Raw genomic sequence first — 17,116 nt, 5'->3', positions numbered from 1 at the left:
ACAGGCCACCGATAATCGTCAGCATCCCCCAATCAGTTCCTTCTCCCTCCGGGAGAGGCGTGGTGAGGGGCTCTTGATTTGCGTCAAATCAGATTACTGGCCGCCATACGTCTTGCCGCGCGGGTTATTTCATTTTTACTGCTATAAGATTCATAACGTTATTTTCTAGTACGCCGCATGCAATGCCTGTAGGACTCCATGCCTTCTGTGATAACTGTTTCTGAATCAGCGTGTACAAACGTGATTTACCCTCCGCGACTCGATCTTGGGGCGCCCCTGACCCCAGAACAACTTCAGCAATCCTTGCAGGCCACCATGGCGTGCCATCAAGGCGGTCCGGTCTGGCTGTTCGCCTACGGCTCGCTTATCTGGCGCCCTGAATGCACAGCCGTCGAGCGTGTGCGGGGCCGGGTGCATGGCTACCATCGCGGCTTGTATTTGTGGTCCCACGAGCATCGTGGCACGCCGCAACTGCCCGGCCTGGTCTTTGGCCTGGACCGTGGCGGCTCGTGCAGTGGCTTTGCCTATCGCCTGCCTGAAGACAACCTTGAAGCGGCGCTCAACGCCTTGTGGCGGCGTGAAATGCCCGTGCCTTCCTACCGGCCGCACTGGCTGAACTGCCGGCTTGAAGACGGTAACCAGGTCCAGGCGTTGGGGTTTGTGCTGGAGCGGCATTTGCCCAGCTACGCGGGCAACCTCCCGGACGGCGTACTCAGCCAGGTGCTGGCCAACGCCAGCGGGCGCTACGGCACCACCCGCGACTACGTCGAACAGACCATCAGCGCCTTGCGCAGCCACGCCATGCCAGACCGCAACCTGGAAGCGCGCCTCAAGCGCTGTGTGTTGGCCAAGCCGTAAGGGTTAGTTTGAGGGTTCTGTCCATTTAATCGGAGCCATCCCACAACAGGATCAGAGCCCATGGGCTGAGAAACCTGGCGACACACTCCTATCATGCTTTCCCTCTGTGCTCATGTGAGCGCAGCGTCCGGGGGGGAAGGTGATGAAAAGCTTAGTCGGGTTTGTGGTGATGTTCATGACACTGAGTGCGTGGGCAGAGACGTGGCTCCCCGACGTCAAATACCTGATCAAGCCTGACTTCCCCGATGAGCTTCGATACGCAGGCTCGGATGGAGAGGTGCGGTTGAAAGTTATGGTCAAGGCTGATGGGTCGGTGGTTGATCCGAAAATCGTTTACAGCTCTCATCCCTTGTTTGCCGGGGCTGCCCTCAAGGTCATTGGCGAGTGGCGGTTCTCAAGCCGGCCGCTGACAGGGGATAACCCGCAGGAGCTAGAGATCTTCGTGCCCATGGTTTTTGAGTATGAGCCTGTGAAGAAAGGTAAACAAAGCGACCAGCCGCTCGATTTGGTGACCGCAACCTGCCTGCAGCTCAATCGGGAGATCGATAGGTATGTTCGCAGTGATACGAAAATTCCGCTCGCGAACGTCACATTATTCCGGCTAACCCAAAAGCATTTGATTGCAGGGTTGGTTGACGGCAAGTACGACAATGAGTCGCTAACGCTGGGCTTGTTCGACCTTTCCCAAAGCATGCTCAACGTGACGAATATCTGTCAGCGCAGAATCAGCCGCACATTTGTCGACCTGCTACCGCCCAGCGTCAAAGCCTTGTTGGAGTCCGGGGGCATGGTGATTAAACGCGAGTAAACCTACGGCTTTTGCAGCGCTGGCCGATAACGGTAGACAGGCTTGTAAGCTGCCCCGGTATGCTTACCGCCATCTCGAACAAAGGAGCGAATTGTGAAAGCGTGGATTGTATTGCTGCTGGCTCTGACCTTGCCGATAACGGCGCTTGCCGAAGAAGCTGCAGAAGGCGCCGCGAAGGTTAGCTACATCACCATGAGCCCACCGTTTGTGGGCAATTACGGGCTGGACGGCAGCGCGAAGCTCAAGGTGTACAAGGCCGATATCTCGCTGCGCGTGTCGAGTGACGAAGCGGCGAAGGCGGTCAAGGCCAACGACGCGTTGATCCGTAACCAGTTGGTGGGCTTGTTTACCCAGCAAACCAGCGAGAGTTTGGGCAGTGTCGAAGCCAAAGAAAAAGTGCGCCAGGAAGCACTGAAACAAGTGCAGCAAGTCATGACGGACGAGACCGGCAAGCCAATGGTGGAAGACCTGCTGTTCAATAATTTGATTGTTCAGTAAACGATTCGCGCTGCATTACAAACTGTAGGAGCGAGCTTGCCTCGCGATCTTTTTTTAAAAGCTCAAAAGATCGCGAGACAAGCTCGCTCCTACAAGAGTTAAGGCCTTACGACGCCAAACTCTTGCGGAACCGCGCCAGCGCGACGGCAAAGAACACCAGGCCAATCGCTGTCAGGGCCAGCAGGTCGGGCCACACCACATCAACCCCCGCCCCCCGGAACAAGATAGCCGCGCTCAGGCTCACAAAGTGGGTGGAGGGCGAGCATTGCATGACCCATTGCAGCCATTCGGGCATGCTGTCCAGCGGTGTGCTGCCGCCCGAGAGCAGCAGCATGGGGATGATCACCGGTATCGCCAACAGACCAAACTGCGGTGTTGAGCGGGCCAATGTGGCAAGGAAGATCCCCAGCGCGGTACTGGCAAACAGGTACAGCGCGGTGACCATCAAAAACAACGCCAGCGAACCCGACAGCGGCACGCCCAGCGCCCATTTAACGATGATCTCCAGTGACAGCCAGGTGCACACCACCACGACCAGCATGTTGCTCCAGATCTTGGCGAGCATGATTTCCAGTGCAGTCAGCGGCAACACCAGCAAGTGGTCCAGGGTGCCGTGTTCACGCTCACGCAGCAGCGCGGTCCCGGTCAGCACGATGGCCAAAATGGTGATGTTGTTGACGATTTGAATCACCGCCAAAAACCAGCCGCCTTCCAGGTTCGGGTTGAACAATGGGCGGCTGCTGATCAGTGCCGGGGCTTTCGCGCCCGCGTTGGCTTGCCCGGCGTAATCGAGCAACTCGCGCTGGAAGATCTGCCCGATATACCCCGCGCCCATAAACGCCTGGCTCATGGCGGTGGCATCCACGTTGAGCTGTACAGCGGGCTCGCGGCCGGCCAGTAAATCGGCCTGGAAGTTAGCGGGTACGTTAATCACGAAGGTGTATTCGCCTTTGTCCAACGCCTCATCGAGTTGGTCATAGGGCAGGGCTTGCGGGGTTTTGAATTCCGGGGGCAACAGCGACTCACTGAGTTTGCGTGACAGCGCGCTGTGGTCTTCGTCGATGATCGCCACGCTGGCGTTGTGCACACCAATGATGGAGCCCGCCGCTGGCATGTAAATCGCCACCGTAAAGGCGTACAGCAAGAACAGCAGCAACACGCTGTCGTGACGCAAGCTGGTGAGTTCTTTGAGGCCAAGGCGCAGGATGTGCGAGAGCTTATGCATCAGACCTCCTGCTTCTTGAGCATGATCAGGCTCAGGCCGGTAAAGGCGACGAAGAACCCGAACAGCGCCAGGCATTGCGGCCATAGCTGGCGAAGGTCCAGCGCTTTGGTGAAGGTGCCCACGGCAATATCAAGGAAGTGCCCGGCCGGGAACAGCATGCCCATCAGCGCCGCTGAACCGTCGAGCGAAGAGCGCGGCACGATCAGCCCGGAGAACTGAATGGTCGGCAGGCTGGTGATGATCATGGTGCCCAGGATGGCGGCAATCTGGGTGCGGGTGAACGCCGAAATCAGCAGCCCCATGCTGGTGGTCGACAGCACATACAGCACGCCGCCCAACGCCAGGGTGAGGCCGCTGCCTTTAAACGGAACGCCAAACAGCCAGCGGTTCATGGCCACCAGCAACGCCAGGTTGACCAGACTGACCGCCAGATACGGCGCCTGTTTGCCCAGCAAAAACTCCAGGCGGGTCAACGGCGTGGCGTAAAAGTTGGTGATGGAGCCCAGCTCCTTTTCACGCACGATCCCAAGCGCGGTGAGCATGGCCGGGATAAACGCGAGAATCAGCGCCATGACGCCTGGGCCGATGGCGTTCACGCTGATAACGTCCTGGTTGTAGCGAAAACGCACTTCGAGCTTGGCCGCAGACTGTTTGTTTTGCGCCAGGCTGCTCAGGGCGCTCAACTGTTCGAGGTTGCCCTGGTGCACCGCCTGGACGTAGCTGCGGCTGGTTTCTGCACGAAACGGCATGCCGCCATCAATCCAGGCCGCCACCGTGGGCTGGCGCCCGGCATACAGGTCGCGGCCAAAGCCCGGCGGTATCTCCAGGGCGATTTTGATCTCGGAGCGTTGCAAGCGTTTGTGCAGTTCTTCGGGGCTCTGGATGGGTGCGTGCTCTTCGAAATACCGTGAACTGCGGAATGCCTCAAGGTAGGCCCGGCTTTGGGGTGTCTGGTCCTGGTCGTAGACGGCGAACGCGAGGTTTTCCACGTCCAGCGAAATGCCATAGCCAAAGATCACCATCATGAACACGGCGCCCAGCAAGGCGAAGGCCATGCGCACCTTGTCGCGCAACAGTTCTTTGGATTCACGGCTGGCCACGGCAATCAACCGCGTCAGGCTGAACCCGCTCTTGCTCGGCGGGGGCGGCGCATGGGCGGCTGGCGCGGCGATGGCCTCGGTGTCGGGCGGCGGGGTGGCGGCGCCCTGATCGTTTTGCGCCTGCTCCAGGCACGTCACAAACGCGGCTTCCAGGGTTTCACCCTTGAACTGCTGTTGCAGCGCATCAGGCGTATCGCAGGCCAGTACCTTACCCGCGTGCATCAACGAGATGCGGTCGCAGCGCTGGGCTTCGTTCATGAAGTGGGTCGACAAAAAGATCGTCACCCCCTGGTCCCGCGACAGTTCGATCAACAATCGCCAAAAGTCATCGCGAGCGGCGGGGTCAACGCCGGAGGTCGGTTCGTCGAGGATCAGCACTTCGGGGCGGTGCAGCACGGCAACCGCCAAAGACAAACGCTGACGCAGGCCCAGCGGCAATTCGCCGGACTGTTGATCGGCGACGTCGCCCAGGTCGAACCGCTCGATAAGCTCTTCGATGCGTGCCTGGCTTTCGTCTTTGGGCAGGTCGAATAACTGCGCGTGCAGCACCAGGTTCTGGCGCACGCTCAGCTCGCCGTACAGCGAGAAGCTTTGCGACATAAAGCCGACGCGCTTGCGGGTGTCCAGGTCTTTGGCGTTCACCGGATTGCCCAGCAGTTTGGCGCTGCCTTCGGTGGCCGGCATCAAGCCGGTCAGCACTTTCATGGTGGTGGTTTTGCCGCAGCCGTTGGAGCCCAAAAATCCGAAAATTTCCCCTCGGCCAATGGCGAAGCTGACTTTGTTTACCGCGGTGAAATCACCGAACTTAAGCGTCAGGTCGTGGGCTTCAATGGCGATATCGCTGTTGTCGCCGACCCGGGGCGGAATCACCAGCGGCTCATTGCTGTGACCACTGTCGCCCTGGTAGTGGGTAAAAGCTTCATCCAGCTTGCCGTTGGGCGATGCGGCGGCCAATTCTTCGCTCAAGCCTGCGGCAATCAGCTTGCCCCGGTCGAGCATCAGGCAGTGCTCAAATTGCTCGGCCTCTTCCATGTAGGCCGTGGCCACCAGCAGCGTCAGTTGCGGGCGCTGGCTGCGTACGTCTTCGACCAACTCCCAAAAGCGCCGCCGCGACAGCGGGTCAACGCCGGTGGTGGGTTCATCGAGAATCAGCAAATCAGGTTCGTGGATCAGTGCGCAGCACAGCCCGAGCTTTTGTTTCATGCCGCCCGAGAGCTTGCCCGCCGGGCGATCGGCGAAGCGTTCCAGGTCAGTCGCCTTGAGCAACTGCTCCATGCGCTCTTCGCATTCTTTTTTAGACAGGCCGAACAGCGTGCCGAAAAAGCGGATGTTTTCACTGATGGACAATTCGGGGTAAAGGTTGCCGCCCAGCCCTTGGGGCATAAAGGCAATCAGCGGGTACAGCGTGTTGCGGTGATGGCGGTCATCAATCGGGCCGCCCAGTACCTCAAGGGTGCCTTGCTGGAGTTTTTTGACCCCGGCAATCAGCCCGAGCAGGCTCGATTTACCCGCGCCATCCGGGCCAATCAGGCCGCAGCGTGTGCCTTTGGGCAGGCTGAACGCAACGTCGATCAGCGCCTGTTGTTTGCCATACCAGTGGTTGATGCCACTGGCGTTGAGCGCCAGGTCGCTCATTGCAGATTAGCCGGCCAGTCCACATCGGCGGTTCGCACATAGCCTGCGCCCGGCATGCCTGGCTTGGCCTGGGGCACGGCTTCAGGATCGGTCAGGCGCAATTTGACGCGGAACACCAGTTTTTGGCGCTCATCGCGGGTTTCAACTTCTTTGGGGGTGAACTGCGACTTGGCCGCGACAAAGGAAATCTTGGCGGGCAACGCCTGATCGGGCAGGGCATCGAGCACGATACGCGCCTCGGCGCCCACAGTCAGTTTGCCGACCACGGCGGCGGGCAGGTACAGGTTCATGTACTGGTCGCTCGGGTCGATCATCATGAACACCCGGCCACCCGAACCCAGTACTTCACCGGGCTCGGCCAGACGCAATTGGATCACGCCGTTGATGGGCGCGCGCAGGCTGCTGTCTTCGATTTCGCTGGTGAGTTGCGCCACTTGGGCTTCGCTGGACGCGATGGCCGCTTTGGCTGCGGCGACCTGGGCCTGGGCGGCGGTCACGGCGGCGTTGCTGGTGTCGAATTGGGCTTGCTGCTGGTCGACTTGCTGGCCGCTGGCAAAGCCGCGTTGCGACAGTTGGCGGGTGCGCTTGAGTTCCTGGCTGGCCAGCAGTTTTTCGCTCTGGCGCAATTGCACGTTGGCCTCGTTGGCGGCCATGGCTTGGCGGGCGCGTTGCACTTCAGCCTGGGCCTGGACGCGGCTGGCTTCCAGCGTGCGGGTGTCCATGCGGGCCAGTAATTGGCCCTTGGTGACACGGTCACCTTCATCGACCAGCACCTCGGCCAGGCGGCCGGGGATCTTGGCGGCGATCTGGACTTCTGTGGACTCAAGTCGACCATTGCCCATGCTGATGCCTTCGGGGAGCCGGTCATGCTGGGATTTCCAGTAACCAAACCCGCCTGCTGCCACCAGCAGAATCGCCAAAGGGATAACGAAATAATGGGAAATGCGATGGTTCTTCGACATGCCGACATCCTGGTCACAGAGCGCTCTAGTTTGACGGTTTCAAGGCGCAGGGCACTTGATGCCAGTCAAAGGAAGTCAGTAGCGTAGACGCTAAAAGCGAATGTTGCCTGTAGTCGCTGCCGAAGGCTGCGAAGGGTTGCGGAGCAACCCGTTTTCTCAACATCGCTGCGCCCCAAATCGCAGCCTGCGGCAGCGACTACGGGTGGAGTTGCAGGTGGAGTTGCAGGTGGGGCTACAGCAACCCCATCACCACCGCCCACTCCTCGGCCGTCACCGGCATCACCGACAAGCGACTGCCTTTTTGTACCAGCGGCATTTCAGCCAGTGCACTTTGCTGTTTGAGGTAGTCGAGTTTGATCACCCTGGGGAAGGTTTGCACGTGGGCGACTTGCAGTGCGCTCCACGGGTTTTTCTCGGGGCTGGCCTTGGGGTCGAAATAATGGCTTTCGGGATCGAGGGCGGTCGGATCCGGGTAAGCGGCCTGGGCGATTCGGCCGACTCCGGCAATACCCGGCTGCGGGCAGCTTGAGTGATAAAAGAAAAACTCGTCGCCCACGGCCATGGCACGCATGAAATTACGCGCCTGATAGTTGCGCACACCGTCCCAGCGAGCTTCGCCGATCTTCTGCAAGTCCTTGATTGAAAACTCGTCAGGCTCGGATTTCATCAACCAATAGGCCATTCTTTGGGCTCCTGAAACATGGCGTAGTTATTTTGCCGGGCAACATTTGGATAAACCGACAATCGGTTGACACCAGCGTTTGCGTGTCTGTTCGTGTTGCCTCAGAATGCCGCCATTTTAAGCTTGACGTTGCTGCACGGCCTATAACAAAAACCGTTGCTGTCATCGTGTTGATGTGCCTGAAGGGGGGCAATCGATGAAACGCAAACCGGATTTACTGTGGGTGCTGGTTATTTTGTTCGGTCTGGGCGTGGTGACAACCGGTTATGCGCAAAGCCTCTGGTCAACTTCAAACGATTCACCGATTGAACTGGCGCAACAGCAAGTACAACCTTTCAAACGCTAACCACTCATGAACGAAGGCATCGCTGCAACGTGATGCCTTGAGGGTCAGTGCGCGACGTACCACTGCGTGTCCGAGACCGTGCCGTGTAACGGTACATCCCAGCTGGCTTGAGCCAGACTCCCGACTTTTTGACATTCATGGGCCAGGCCCAGCAGCGTCGGTTTACGCCAGCTTTGGCGGCGCGCCAGGTACGCGAGGCTGCGGTCATAAAAACCGCCGCCCATACCCAGTCGGCCACCCTTCGCATCAAACCCCACCAACGGCAACAACACCAGGTCCAGGGCCCAGACTTTGCGTTGGCGTGCGCGATTGATCCGCGGCTCCAGGATCCGGAAGCGATTGGGGATCAGCTTTTCGCCCGGCGCATAACGCTGGAACACCATCTTGGTTCTGGGCCAGGCGCTGAGCACCGGCAAGTAGGTGATCTTGCCCCGGCGCTGTGCTTCACGCAGCAGCAGGCGCGGGTCGATTTCACCGTCGGTGGGCAGGTACAGCGAGATGTGTTTGGCGCGGCGAAACAGCGGATGCTGCGCCAGCTGTCGATACAGACCACGGGCTGCCTGACGTTGCTCGCAGGGCGACAATTCGCGGCGGGCTTTACGCAGCAGTCGGCGAAGTTGCGGGCGGGAGGGCGTCGCAGGTTCGGTCATGATGGCGTGCTGTTTGAGATCGAGCCCACCGGGCGGTTGGCTCGTAGTCAGCCAATGCCAGCAGCAGGCTGGCATTGCACTTGGAAATCAGGCTCCCCGACGTACCGCTGTCGGCTTGGCCCTTGAACCCGAAAGTTCAAGGTGGAAGTTGCAGTAGACCTTAAGGCTTTCCGTCTAGCGGACATGCACACCGGCCCAACGTGCAAGCTCCAGGGTATTGCGAATCGGCTCAGGGACATCGCTAACTGGCGAATACTCCAGGGAGTGGCGAGAGTATACCCCAAAGAAACGTTTTGAATCAGCTCTGACGTTCGTTCGGATCAGTGGCCAACACCAGATCGACGCGATCGAGCAGGTCGCGGACGTGTTCACGCGTTGCGCTGCTGGTCTGTACTTCGGGTGTTTCCTGCTTGTGCAGCAGGTCGTGGGTGATGTTCAGTGCGGCCATCACGGCGATACGGTCAGCCCCGATGACTTTGCCGCTGCTGCGGATTTCGCGCATTTTGCCGTCCAGGTAACGTGCAGCACTCACCAGATTGGCGCGCTCTTCCTGGGGGCACATGATCGAATACTCTTTATCGAGGATGTGTACGGTGACGCTACTGCTTGTACTCATGAGTCTTGCTCCAGGGCTTTGAGACGCGAAATCATCGATTCCACCTTGTTCCGGGCGATTTCGTTTTTTTCAATGAGGTGCGCGCGTTCTTCGCGCCAAGTCTTTTCCTGAGCTACTAAGAGTCCGTTTTGGCGTTTAAGTTGCTCGACTCGTGTAATCAGCAACTCGAGTCTAGCCATCAGTGCATGCAGGTCGCTGTCTTCCATTGTGTCCTACTGTGTATTTTCTGATGGAGGGGGACTGCCAAGCCAGTTGACGCCTCGATGGTCTAGCCCGTCTGCCGATGCTAGGATACAAGGCCTCCATTCTAGACATAGCGCCGCTTGGCGCCTAGCTGACCATGCCTATTCAGAACTCCCCGTATCACGCCTTTGCCAACCTGCTGTCTACCAGCGGCCACACTGTTTCGCCTGCAGAACTGCACGGCCTGTTGCTGGGTCGCAGCGCGGCTGGCGCCGGCTTCGATCACGACGGCTGGCTGGCTGACGCGACCGAACTGTTCCAAAGCGAACATGAAATCAGTGACAACGTACGCAATGCCTTGATCGGTTTGCAAGAGATGGTCAAGGGCGAACTGACCGGTGACGACATCACCGTCGTGCTGCTGTTGCCGTCCGATGACGTGCCACTGGCCGAGCGCGCGGCTGCGCTGGGCGAATGGTGCCAGGGTTTCCTGGCCGGTTTTGGCCTGAACTACCGTGAAAATGCCTTGAGTGATGAAGCCAAGGAAGTGCTGCAGGATCTGGCCGCCATTGCCCAGGTGCAAGACGCCCTGGAAGAGTCGGAAGACGGCGAAAGCGACTACATGGAAGTCATGGAATACCTGCGCGTCGCGCCGTTGCTGCTGTTCACCGAGACCAAAAAGCCTGAAGAGGCTGCTGCTGCGAAACCTTCGCTGCACTGATTGATCTTCAAGAAGGAATCCGTCTGCCCATGATCCATATCCCGAAATCGGAATACACCCGCCGCCGCAAGGCGCTCATGGCGCAGATGGAGCCCAACAGCATTGCGATCCTGCCCGCTGCCGCAGTGGCGGTGCGCAATCGCGACGTTGAATATGTGTACCGCCAGGACAGCAACTTCCAGTACCTGAGCGGTTTCCCCGAGCCGCAGGCGGTGATCGTCCTGATCCCTGGTCGTGCCCACGGTGAGTACGTGCTTTTTTGCCGCGAACGCAATGCTGAACGCGAATTGTGGGACGGTTTGCGCGCCGGGCAAGAAGGCGCCATGCGTGACTATGGCGCAGACGATGCCTTCCCGATCACCGACATTGACGACATTTTGCCGGGGCTGATTGAAGGCCGCGACCGGGTGTATTCGGCGATGGGCAGCAACCCCGAGTTCGACCGCCACCTCATGGAGTGGATCAACACCATTCGCTCCAAGGCCAGCCTCGGCGCCCAGCCGCCCAACGAATTCGTTGCGCTGGATCATCTGCTGCATGACATGCGCCTGTATAAATCGGCGGCAGAGATCAAGGTCATGCGCCACGCGGCGCAAATATCGGCCCGCGCGCACATCCGTGCGATGCAGGCCAGCCGCGCCGGGCTGCACGAATACAGCCTGGAGGCCGAACTGGATTACGAATTTCGTAAAAGTGGCGCGAAAATGCCGGCTTATGGCTCGATCGTCGCGTCGGGTGATAACAGCTGCATCCTGCACTACCAGGAAAACGACGCCCTGCTCAAGGATGGCGACCTGGTGCTGATCGATGCGGGCTGCGAGATCGACTGCTACGCCAGTGACATCAGCCGTACGTTCCCCGTGAGCGGTCATTTCTCCCCCGAGCAAAAAGCCATCTATGAGCTGGTGCTGGCCGCGCAAGAAGCTGCGTTCAGCGAAATCGCGCCGAACAAACACTGGAACCAGGCCCACGAAATAACCGTTCAGGTGATCACCGCCGGGCTGGTTGAACTGGGCCTGTTGCAAGGCGACGTTGACGAGCTGATTGCCAGCGAAGCCTACAAAGCGTTTTACATGCACCGGGCTGGCCACTGGCTGGGGCTCGATGTGCATGACGTTGGCGAATACAAAGTGGGCGGTGAGTGGCGCGTGCTGGAACCCGGCATGACCCTGACCGTTGAACCCGGCATCTACATCAGCCCGAACAACCTGCACGTCGCCAAAAAATGGCGCGGGATTGGCGTGCGCATCGAGGATGACGTTGTGGTCACCAAAAATGGCTGTGAAATCCTGACCGCTGACGTGCCCAAAACCGTCGCCGAGATTGAAGCCTTGATGGCGGCCGCACGAGCGAACGCGGCATGAGTCGCGTCCATCTGGCAATTATTGGCGGCGGCTTGGTCGGCGCCAGCCTGGCCCTGGCGTTGCAAGCGGGTGCCAAGGCGCGCGGCTGGAAGATCGTGCTGATCGAACCCTTCGCCCCCGGCAACACCTACCAGCCGAGCTACGACGCCCGTTCATCGGCGCTGAGCTATGGCGCCCGGCTTATTTATGAGCGCTTGGGCGTGTGGGAATCGATTGTTGAGCGGGGCGAGCCGATCAAAGACATTCACGTGTCCGATCGCGGGCGTTTCTCTACCGCGCGCTTGTCGGCCAGCGATGAAGGCGTGCCCGCACTCGGGTACGTGGTCGAAAACGCCTGGCTCGGCCAATGCCTGTGGAAAAGTCTGGACCCGGACGTCATCAGTTGGCGATGCCCGGCTGAAGTTATCCACATGCAGCCGCTTGAGGATGGCTATCGCCTGACCCTCAATGACGAAACCACCCTCGATTGCGACTTGGCGGTACTGGCCGATGGCGGGCGTTCCGGCCTGCGTGAGCAGTTGGGCATTCATGTGCGCAAACGGCCTTATGACCAGAGCGCGCTCATCGCCAACATCACCACCAGCCAGCCCCATGACGGCATGGCGTTTGAGCGTTTTACCGACGAAGGGCCGATGGCCTTGCTGCCGTTGCCAGACAACCGCTGCGCGCTGGTCTGGACCCGCCTGGGCATGGACGCTCAGCGTCTGGCGGCACTTGATGAGCGCAGTTTCCTCAGGGAGTTGCAGGCCGTTTTTGGCTATCGCCTGGGCACCCTTGAACAAGTCGGCGCCCGCCACTTGTACCCGCTGGTGCTGGTTGAGGCCGAAGAGCAGGTACGCCCGCACCTGGTGGTGTTGGGCAACGCGGCGCACAGCCTGCACCCGATTGCCGGTCAGGGCTTCAACCTGTCGTTGCGTGACGCCCAGGCGTTGGCTGATGCCTTGCTGACCAGCGAGCAAAAGCCCGGCGAGCTGGCCACCTTGCTGAGTTATCAACAGCGCCAGCAACTGGACCAGCAGTTGACCATTGGCTTCTCCGATCAAGTGACGCGGCTTTTTGGCAGTGACCAGACGCTGATTTCGTTTGGCCGCAATCTGGGGTTGCTGGGCCTCGATGTACTGCCGCCTGCCAAGCGCTGGTTTGCCCGTCAGGCCATGGGCCTGGGCACGCGGGCAGACAGCTGATAGCGGCCGGGGCGTTTACTGTGCCCCGTGTCGACCCTTTTTAGATGCGGCGCAAGCCGCTAGCGAGACAGGCTTAAAGCATGGAAATGCGCGCAGATGTGCTGATTGTCGGGGCCGGAATGGTCGGAAGCGCTTTGGCGCTGGCGCTCAAAGACAGCGGGCTGAACGTGGTGCTGCTCGACGGCAGCCCGCTCAGCGTCAAACCCTTCACCGCTCAAGACACCTTTGAACCCCGGGTCAGCGCCTTGTCGGCCGCCAGCCAGCGCATCCTGCAACGCCTTGGCGCCTGGGACGGTATTCGCGCACGGCGCACCAGCCCGTACTCGCACATGCACGTGTGGGACGGCAGCGGCACCGGGCACATCCACTTTTCGGCGGCCAGTGTGCACGCCGACGTGCTGGGCCATATCGTTGAAAACCGTGTGGTGCAGGACGCGTTGCTGGAGCGTCTGCAAGACTCCGGCATCCAGATGCTGGCCAATGCACGCCTTGAACAAATGCGCCGTTCGGCTGATGACTGGCTGCTGACCCTGGCCGATGGCCGCACCTTGCGCGCGCCGCTGGTGATCGCCGCCGATGGCGCCAACTCGGCTGTGCGGCGTCTGACCGGCTGTGAGACCCGCGAGTGGGATTACCAGCATCACGCCATCGTCACCAGCGTGCGTTGCGCCCAGGCGCATCAGCAGACCGCCTGGCAGCGCTTCACCGACCATGGCCCGCTGGCGTTTTTGCCGCTGGAGCGCGAAGGGCAGCAAGACTGGTGTTCAATCGTCTGGTCGACCACCCCTGAACAAGCGCAGGCGTTGATGGCGCTGGACGACGAGGGGTTTTGCCGCGAACTGGAATTTGCCTTTGAAGGCCGCTTGGGCACGGTGCTCAGTGCCGACCCGCGAGTGTGCGTGCCGCTGCGCCAACGCCATGCCAAACGCTACGTAGCCGAAGGCCTGGCCCTGATCGGTGATGCGGCGCACACCATTCACCCGCTGGCCGGGCAGGGCGTGAATTTGGGCTTTCTGGATGCCGCCGTGCTGGCCGATGTGTTGCTGCACGCGGCGGACCGTGGTGAGCGCCTGGCCGATGTGCGGGTACTGAGCCGCTACGAGCGGCGTCGCATGCCCCACAACCTGGCGCTGATGGCGGCCATGGAAGGCTTTGAACGCTTGTTCCAGTCGGACTCGCTGACGGCACGGCTGGTGCGCAACACCGGCTTGAAATGGGTCAACCAAATGCCCGAAGCCAAAGCCCTGTTCGTGCGCCAGGCGCTGGGCCTCACCGGCGACCTGCCGCCGCTGGCCAAATCGTTGTAAATAACCCTTTGCGCGAACGCGGACCCTGTAGGAGCGAGCTTGCTCGCGATCTTTTGATCTAGATCTTGCTTTTGATCTTGATCTAAAAGGCCCCATTAAACCACGCTGGCCGAACGCAGGTTTTGCGCAGTGGGTAACCCGGCAGGACGCCGGGTTAGCCGCGACACGGCCATGGATGGCCGATCGCGGCGGGCCTACGGAGCAAGGCCTGTGGTGAGGGCATGCCGAGCCAAAGCGAGGCACCGAGGGGTAGGGGCAAAAGCGTTTTGGTTACTTTGCCGCTTTTTGTAGAGACCGGACACATGGTTGACGGGTGTACGGGGACATGGTGGACACTTTTCGGTGAGCTAATTTCGCCGGAGAACCATCATGCCTTGGAATACGAGAGACGCCATGAGCCTGAAAGAAGAGTTCGTTGCTTTAGCACGGCAACCCGGCAGCAATAAACGCGAGCTGTGCCGACGATTCGGTATCAGCCCGCAAACAGCTTATAAGTGGCTAGAACGCTACAAAGCCCAAGGTAAACCGGGCTTAGAGGAGAAGTCCCGCAGGCCTAATATGAGTCCGAAACTGACTCAGGCCGGTTTGGAGTCTGAGGTCTTGGCGATTAGACAAGACAACCCTGCATGGGGCGGACGCACAATCAGCAGCCTGTTGAAAAATCGTATCGCCCCCAGCACCGTCACTAACATTCTGCATCGGCACGGCCTGATTCAGCCTTCTGACAAGGGGCCACCGGCCAAGCTGAGGTTTGAACATGCTGCGCCTAACGACCTTTGGCAGATGGATTTCAAAGGACACTTTGCGATGCAACAAGGCCGATGCCATCCCCTAACGCTGCTGGACGACCATTCCCGATTCAACTTGGCTATACAAGCTTGTGATAACGAGCGTGGGGACACGGTGCAGAAGAAGATGATCGAGGTTTTCCGAACTTACGGCTTGCCAGCCCGCATCAACGTCGATAATGGCCCGCCTTGGGGCTCACCGCGTAATCCCGGCGAGATCACGGAGTTGAGTATCTGGCTAATCCGCCTAGGCATCCGGATAAGTTTCAGCCGCCCTTATCACCCGCAAACCAATGGGAAAATTGAGCGTTTCCATCGTTCACTGAAAGCCGAAGTGCTCAATGGTCGGCATTTTTCTACGTTGACTGACGCTCAAACGGCTTTCGACCGGTGGCGTGAAATTTACAACCTACAGCGCCCCCATCAAGGGTTGGACTACCAGGTGCCAATGGACCGGTACCGGTCTAGTCCCTGGGCATATCCGCAGCAGCTATCGGAGTTTGAATACGGATCGGATGACGTATTGGCCAAGGTTTACCACAGTCGGTTTCGCTTCCAGAAACGTTATTTCAGCATCGCCAAGGGTTTGGTTGGGCAGCATATTGCTATACGCCCAAACCCAGAAAGCGATCAACTGTTTGACGTCTACTTCTGCCATCACTTTTTGCGAACTATCGACGTGAACAAACCGGACTACGGTTCATAATGTGTCCACTATGTCCCCGCACATGTGTCAACCATGTGTCCGGTCTCTACACGCTTTTGCAAAGTGACGCGGCGTAAGGCCGGAACCCTAAGTGGCCGTTGCCGCAGCAACGGATATGTACTCAAGTCAAGAGCCCCCTCACCACGCCTCTCCCGAAGGAGAGGGAACCGATTGGGGGATGCTGAAGATACTCGGCGGCCTGTTTGCTGCGCGACAGCGCGGCGTCGAAGACGGGGCGGCCCCTCCTACAGGGGGATTTTGCTTATCTGTAACATCTGGTAACTCCTCGGGGGCGAGTTCGGTTGAGCTGGCAAATGTGATTCACTACCATTTACGCCCGATTCGCATTAGAGAGACCGCCCTCCATGCTGGCACCCAAGCGTCTACTGACTGCCCTGGCCCTTACCGTGTTCGGGAGCAGCGTTTTTGCTGCCGATGAAGTGGTGGTTTATTCCTCGCGCATCGACGAGCTGATCAAGCCGGTATTTGACGCCTACACCGCGAAAACCGGGGTCAAGGTCAAGTTCATTACCGACAAAGAAGCGCCGCTCATGCAGCGCATCAAGGCTGAAGGCCAAAACGCCACGGCTGACCTGTTGCTCACCGTAGACGCCGGTAACCTGTGGCAAGCCGAGCAAATGGGCATCTTGCAGCCGATCAAGTCCGAGATCATCGATAAAAACATCCCGCCTCAATACCGCTCCTCGAGCCACGAGTGGACGGGCTTGAGCCTGCGCGCGCGGACCATCGCTTACGCCTCCGACCGGGTCAAGCCAGAAGAGCTGTCGACCTACGAAGCGCTGGCAGACAAGAAGTGGGAAGGGCGCCTGTGCCTGCGCACCGCGAAGAAGGTCTACAACCAGTCACTGACCGCGACCATGATCGAAGTGAATGGCCCGCAAAAAACCGAAGAGATCCTCAAGGGCTGGGTCAACAACCTGTCCACCGACGTGTTCTCCGATGACATCGCGGTGCTGGAAGCGATCAACGCCGGGCAATGCGACGTCGGCATCGTCAACACCTACTACTACGGCCGCCTGCACAAGCAAAAGCCTGACCTGGCGGTAAAACTGTTCTGGCCGAACCAGGCCGACCGCGGGGTTCACGTCAACCTGTCGGGTATTGGCCTGACCAAGTACGCGCCGCACCCTGAAGCCGCCAAAGCGCTGGTGGAGTGGATGACCACCCCTGAAGCCCAAACGATTTTTGCCGACACCAACCAGGAATTCCCGGCCAACCCGAGCGTTGAGCCCTCGGCCGAAGTGGCCAGTTGGGGCAAGTTCAAGGCTGACGAACTGCCGGTTGAAGTCGCGGGCAAGCGCCAGGCTGAAGCGATCCGCATGATGGACCGCGCTGGCTGGAATTGAGTTAGTTTTAGCGCATAAACCTGTGGGAGCGGGCTTGCTCGCGATAGCATCACCGTGGTTTCTGATGAGACCGAGGTGCCTGCATCGCGAGCAAGCCCGCTCCCACATTGTTTTCT

The 17,116-nt window shown here is 59.4% G+C and carries 17 protein-coding genes and 1 other RNA gene; 10 read left to right on the top strand and 8 right to left on the bottom strand.

What is annotated here, in order from left to right; genetic code table 11:
- The first annotated feature begins 198 nt into the window (after positions 1-198).
- The 3 genes from ACJJU9_RS24070 (at position 199) to ACJJU9_RS24060 (ending at position 2,164) form a co-directional block, all read left to right on the top strand.
- On the top strand, positions 199-858 hold the full coding sequence (locus ACJJU9_RS24070; protein WP_153326046.1) for a gamma-glutamylcyclotransferase: 660 nt from the start codon (positions 199-201) through the stop codon (positions 856-858).
- 142 nt (positions 859-1,000) lie between these two features.
- The gene (locus ACJJU9_RS24065; RefSeq protein ID WP_407729699.1) at positions 1,001-1,666 is read left to right on the top strand and encodes an energy transducer TonB; all 666 of its coding nucleotides are present in this window, start codon (positions 1,001-1,003) and stop codon (positions 1,664-1,666) included.
- A 93-nt stretch (positions 1,667-1,759) separates the two neighbouring features.
- Positions 1,760-2,164 (top strand): flagellar basal body-associated protein FliL, encoded by a 405-nt coding sequence (locus ACJJU9_RS24060; protein WP_407729698.1) that lies wholly within the window; start codon positions 1,760-1,762, stop codon positions 2,162-2,164.
- A 106-nt stretch (positions 2,165-2,270) separates the two neighbouring features.
- Here ACJJU9_RS24060 and ACJJU9_RS24055 read toward each other — a convergent pair whose 3' ends face one another.
- From ACJJU9_RS24055 to ACJJU9_RS24040, 4 genes are all read right to left on the bottom strand, one after another.
- Positions 2,271-3,389 carry an ABC transporter permease gene (locus ACJJU9_RS24055; RefSeq protein WP_048366886.1) on the bottom strand — a complete coding sequence of 373 codons (1,119 nt, stop codon included), beginning with the start codon at positions 3,387-3,389 and terminating at the stop codon, positions 2,271-2,273.
- Complete coding sequence (rbbA, locus tag ACJJU9_RS24050; protein WP_407729697.1) at positions 3,389-6,124, bottom strand: ribosome-associated ATPase/putative transporter RbbA; 2,736 nt, start codon at positions 6,122-6,124, stop codon at positions 3,389-3,391. Before rbbA ends, ACJJU9_RS24055 begins: the two co-directional genes overlap by 1 nt.
- A complete protein-coding gene (locus ACJJU9_RS24045) occupies positions 6,121-7,086 on the bottom strand; it encodes an HlyD family secretion protein (RefSeq protein ID WP_048366884.1) in 966 nt (321 codons plus the stop codon). Before ACJJU9_RS24045 ends, rbbA begins: the two co-directional genes overlap by 4 nt.
- Positions 7,087-7,318: 232 nt before the next feature.
- Positions 7,319-7,768, bottom strand: coding sequence for an EVE domain-containing protein (locus tag ACJJU9_RS24040; protein WP_407729696.1), 450 nt, complete (start codon positions 7,766-7,768; stop codon positions 7,319-7,321).
- 196 nt (positions 7,769-7,964) lie between these two features.
- Between ACJJU9_RS24040 and ACJJU9_RS24035 the strand changes: the two genes are divergently transcribed.
- On the top strand, positions 7,965-8,114 hold the full coding sequence (locus tag ACJJU9_RS24035) for a hypothetical protein (RefSeq protein WP_088500273.1): 150 nt from the start codon (positions 7,965-7,967) through the stop codon (positions 8,112-8,114).
- A gap of 44 nt (positions 8,115-8,158) precedes the next feature.
- Here ACJJU9_RS24035 and ACJJU9_RS24030 read toward each other — a convergent pair whose 3' ends face one another.
- The 4 genes from ACJJU9_RS24030 to ACJJU9_RS24015 all read right to left on the bottom strand — a co-directional run bounded on the left by ACJJU9_RS24030 (position 8,159) and on the right by ACJJU9_RS24015 (position 9,586).
- Entirely contained in the window at positions 8,159-8,764 is a 606-nt protein-coding gene (locus ACJJU9_RS24030) for a 5-formyltetrahydrofolate cyclo-ligase (RefSeq protein WP_153326039.1), read from the bottom strand.
- 89 nt (positions 8,765-8,853) lie between these two features.
- A non-coding RNA gene (ssrS, locus tag ACJJU9_RS24025) (6S RNA) lies at positions 8,854-9,031 on the bottom strand.
- A gap of 31 nt (positions 9,032-9,062) precedes the next feature.
- Entirely contained in the window at positions 9,063-9,380 is a 318-nt protein-coding gene (locus tag ACJJU9_RS24020; RefSeq protein ID WP_048366882.1) for a cell division protein ZapA, read from the bottom strand.
- Complete coding sequence (locus ACJJU9_RS24015) at positions 9,377-9,586, bottom strand: TIGR02449 family protein (RefSeq protein ID WP_048366881.1); 210 nt, start codon at positions 9,584-9,586, stop codon at positions 9,377-9,379. The genes ACJJU9_RS24020 and ACJJU9_RS24015 overlap by 4 nt, the downstream gene beginning before the upstream one ends.
- Positions 9,587-9,720: 134 nt before the next feature.
- Between ACJJU9_RS24015 and ACJJU9_RS24010 the strand changes: the two genes are divergently transcribed.
- The 6 genes from ACJJU9_RS24010 to ACJJU9_RS23985 all read left to right on the top strand — a co-directional run bounded on the left by ACJJU9_RS24010 (position 9,721) and on the right by ACJJU9_RS23985 (position 17,000).
- Entirely contained in the window at positions 9,721-10,284 is a 564-nt protein-coding gene (locus ACJJU9_RS24010; RefSeq protein ID WP_407729695.1) for a YecA family protein, read from the top strand.
- A 29-nt stretch (positions 10,285-10,313) separates the two neighbouring features.
- On the top strand, positions 10,314-11,648 hold the full coding sequence (gene pepP / locus ACJJU9_RS24005; RefSeq protein WP_407729694.1) for a Xaa-Pro aminopeptidase: 1,335 nt from the start codon (positions 10,314-10,316) through the stop codon (positions 11,646-11,648).
- Positions 11,645-12,832, top strand: coding sequence for a 2-octaprenyl-6-methoxyphenyl hydroxylase (gene ubiH / locus ACJJU9_RS24000; RefSeq protein ID WP_407729693.1), 1,188 nt, complete (start codon positions 11,645-11,647; stop codon positions 12,830-12,832). The genes pepP and ubiH overlap by 4 nt, the downstream gene beginning before the upstream one ends.
- An 86-nt stretch (positions 12,833-12,918) precedes the next feature.
- Positions 12,919-14,139: a 2-octaprenyl-3-methyl-6-methoxy-1,4-benzoquinol hydroxylase gene (locus tag ACJJU9_RS23995; RefSeq protein ID WP_407731029.1), complete on the top strand. Its 1,221-nt coding sequence runs from the start codon at positions 12,919-12,921 to the stop codon at positions 14,137-14,139.
- A 369-nt stretch (positions 14,140-14,508) separates the two neighbouring features.
- On the top strand, positions 14,509-15,633 hold the full coding sequence (locus ACJJU9_RS23990; protein ID WP_407729199.1) for an IS481 family transposase: 1,125 nt from the start codon (positions 14,509-14,511) through the stop codon (positions 15,631-15,633).
- 365 nt (positions 15,634-15,998) lie between these two features.
- On the top strand, positions 15,999-17,000 hold the full coding sequence (locus ACJJU9_RS23985; protein ID WP_153336495.1) for an extracellular solute-binding protein: 1,002 nt from the start codon (positions 15,999-16,001) through the stop codon (positions 16,998-17,000).
- Positions 17,001-17,116: the final 116 nt, after the last annotated feature.

It is taken from the genome of Pseudomonas helleri (assembly GCF_045830615.1).
GTDB classification, from domain to species: domain Bacteria; phylum Pseudomonadota; class Gammaproteobacteria; order Pseudomonadales; family Pseudomonadaceae; genus Aquipseudomonas; species Aquipseudomonas helleri.
Note: the sequence above shows the minus strand (reverse complement) of the source record. Positions and strands in the feature narration are given on the sequence as shown.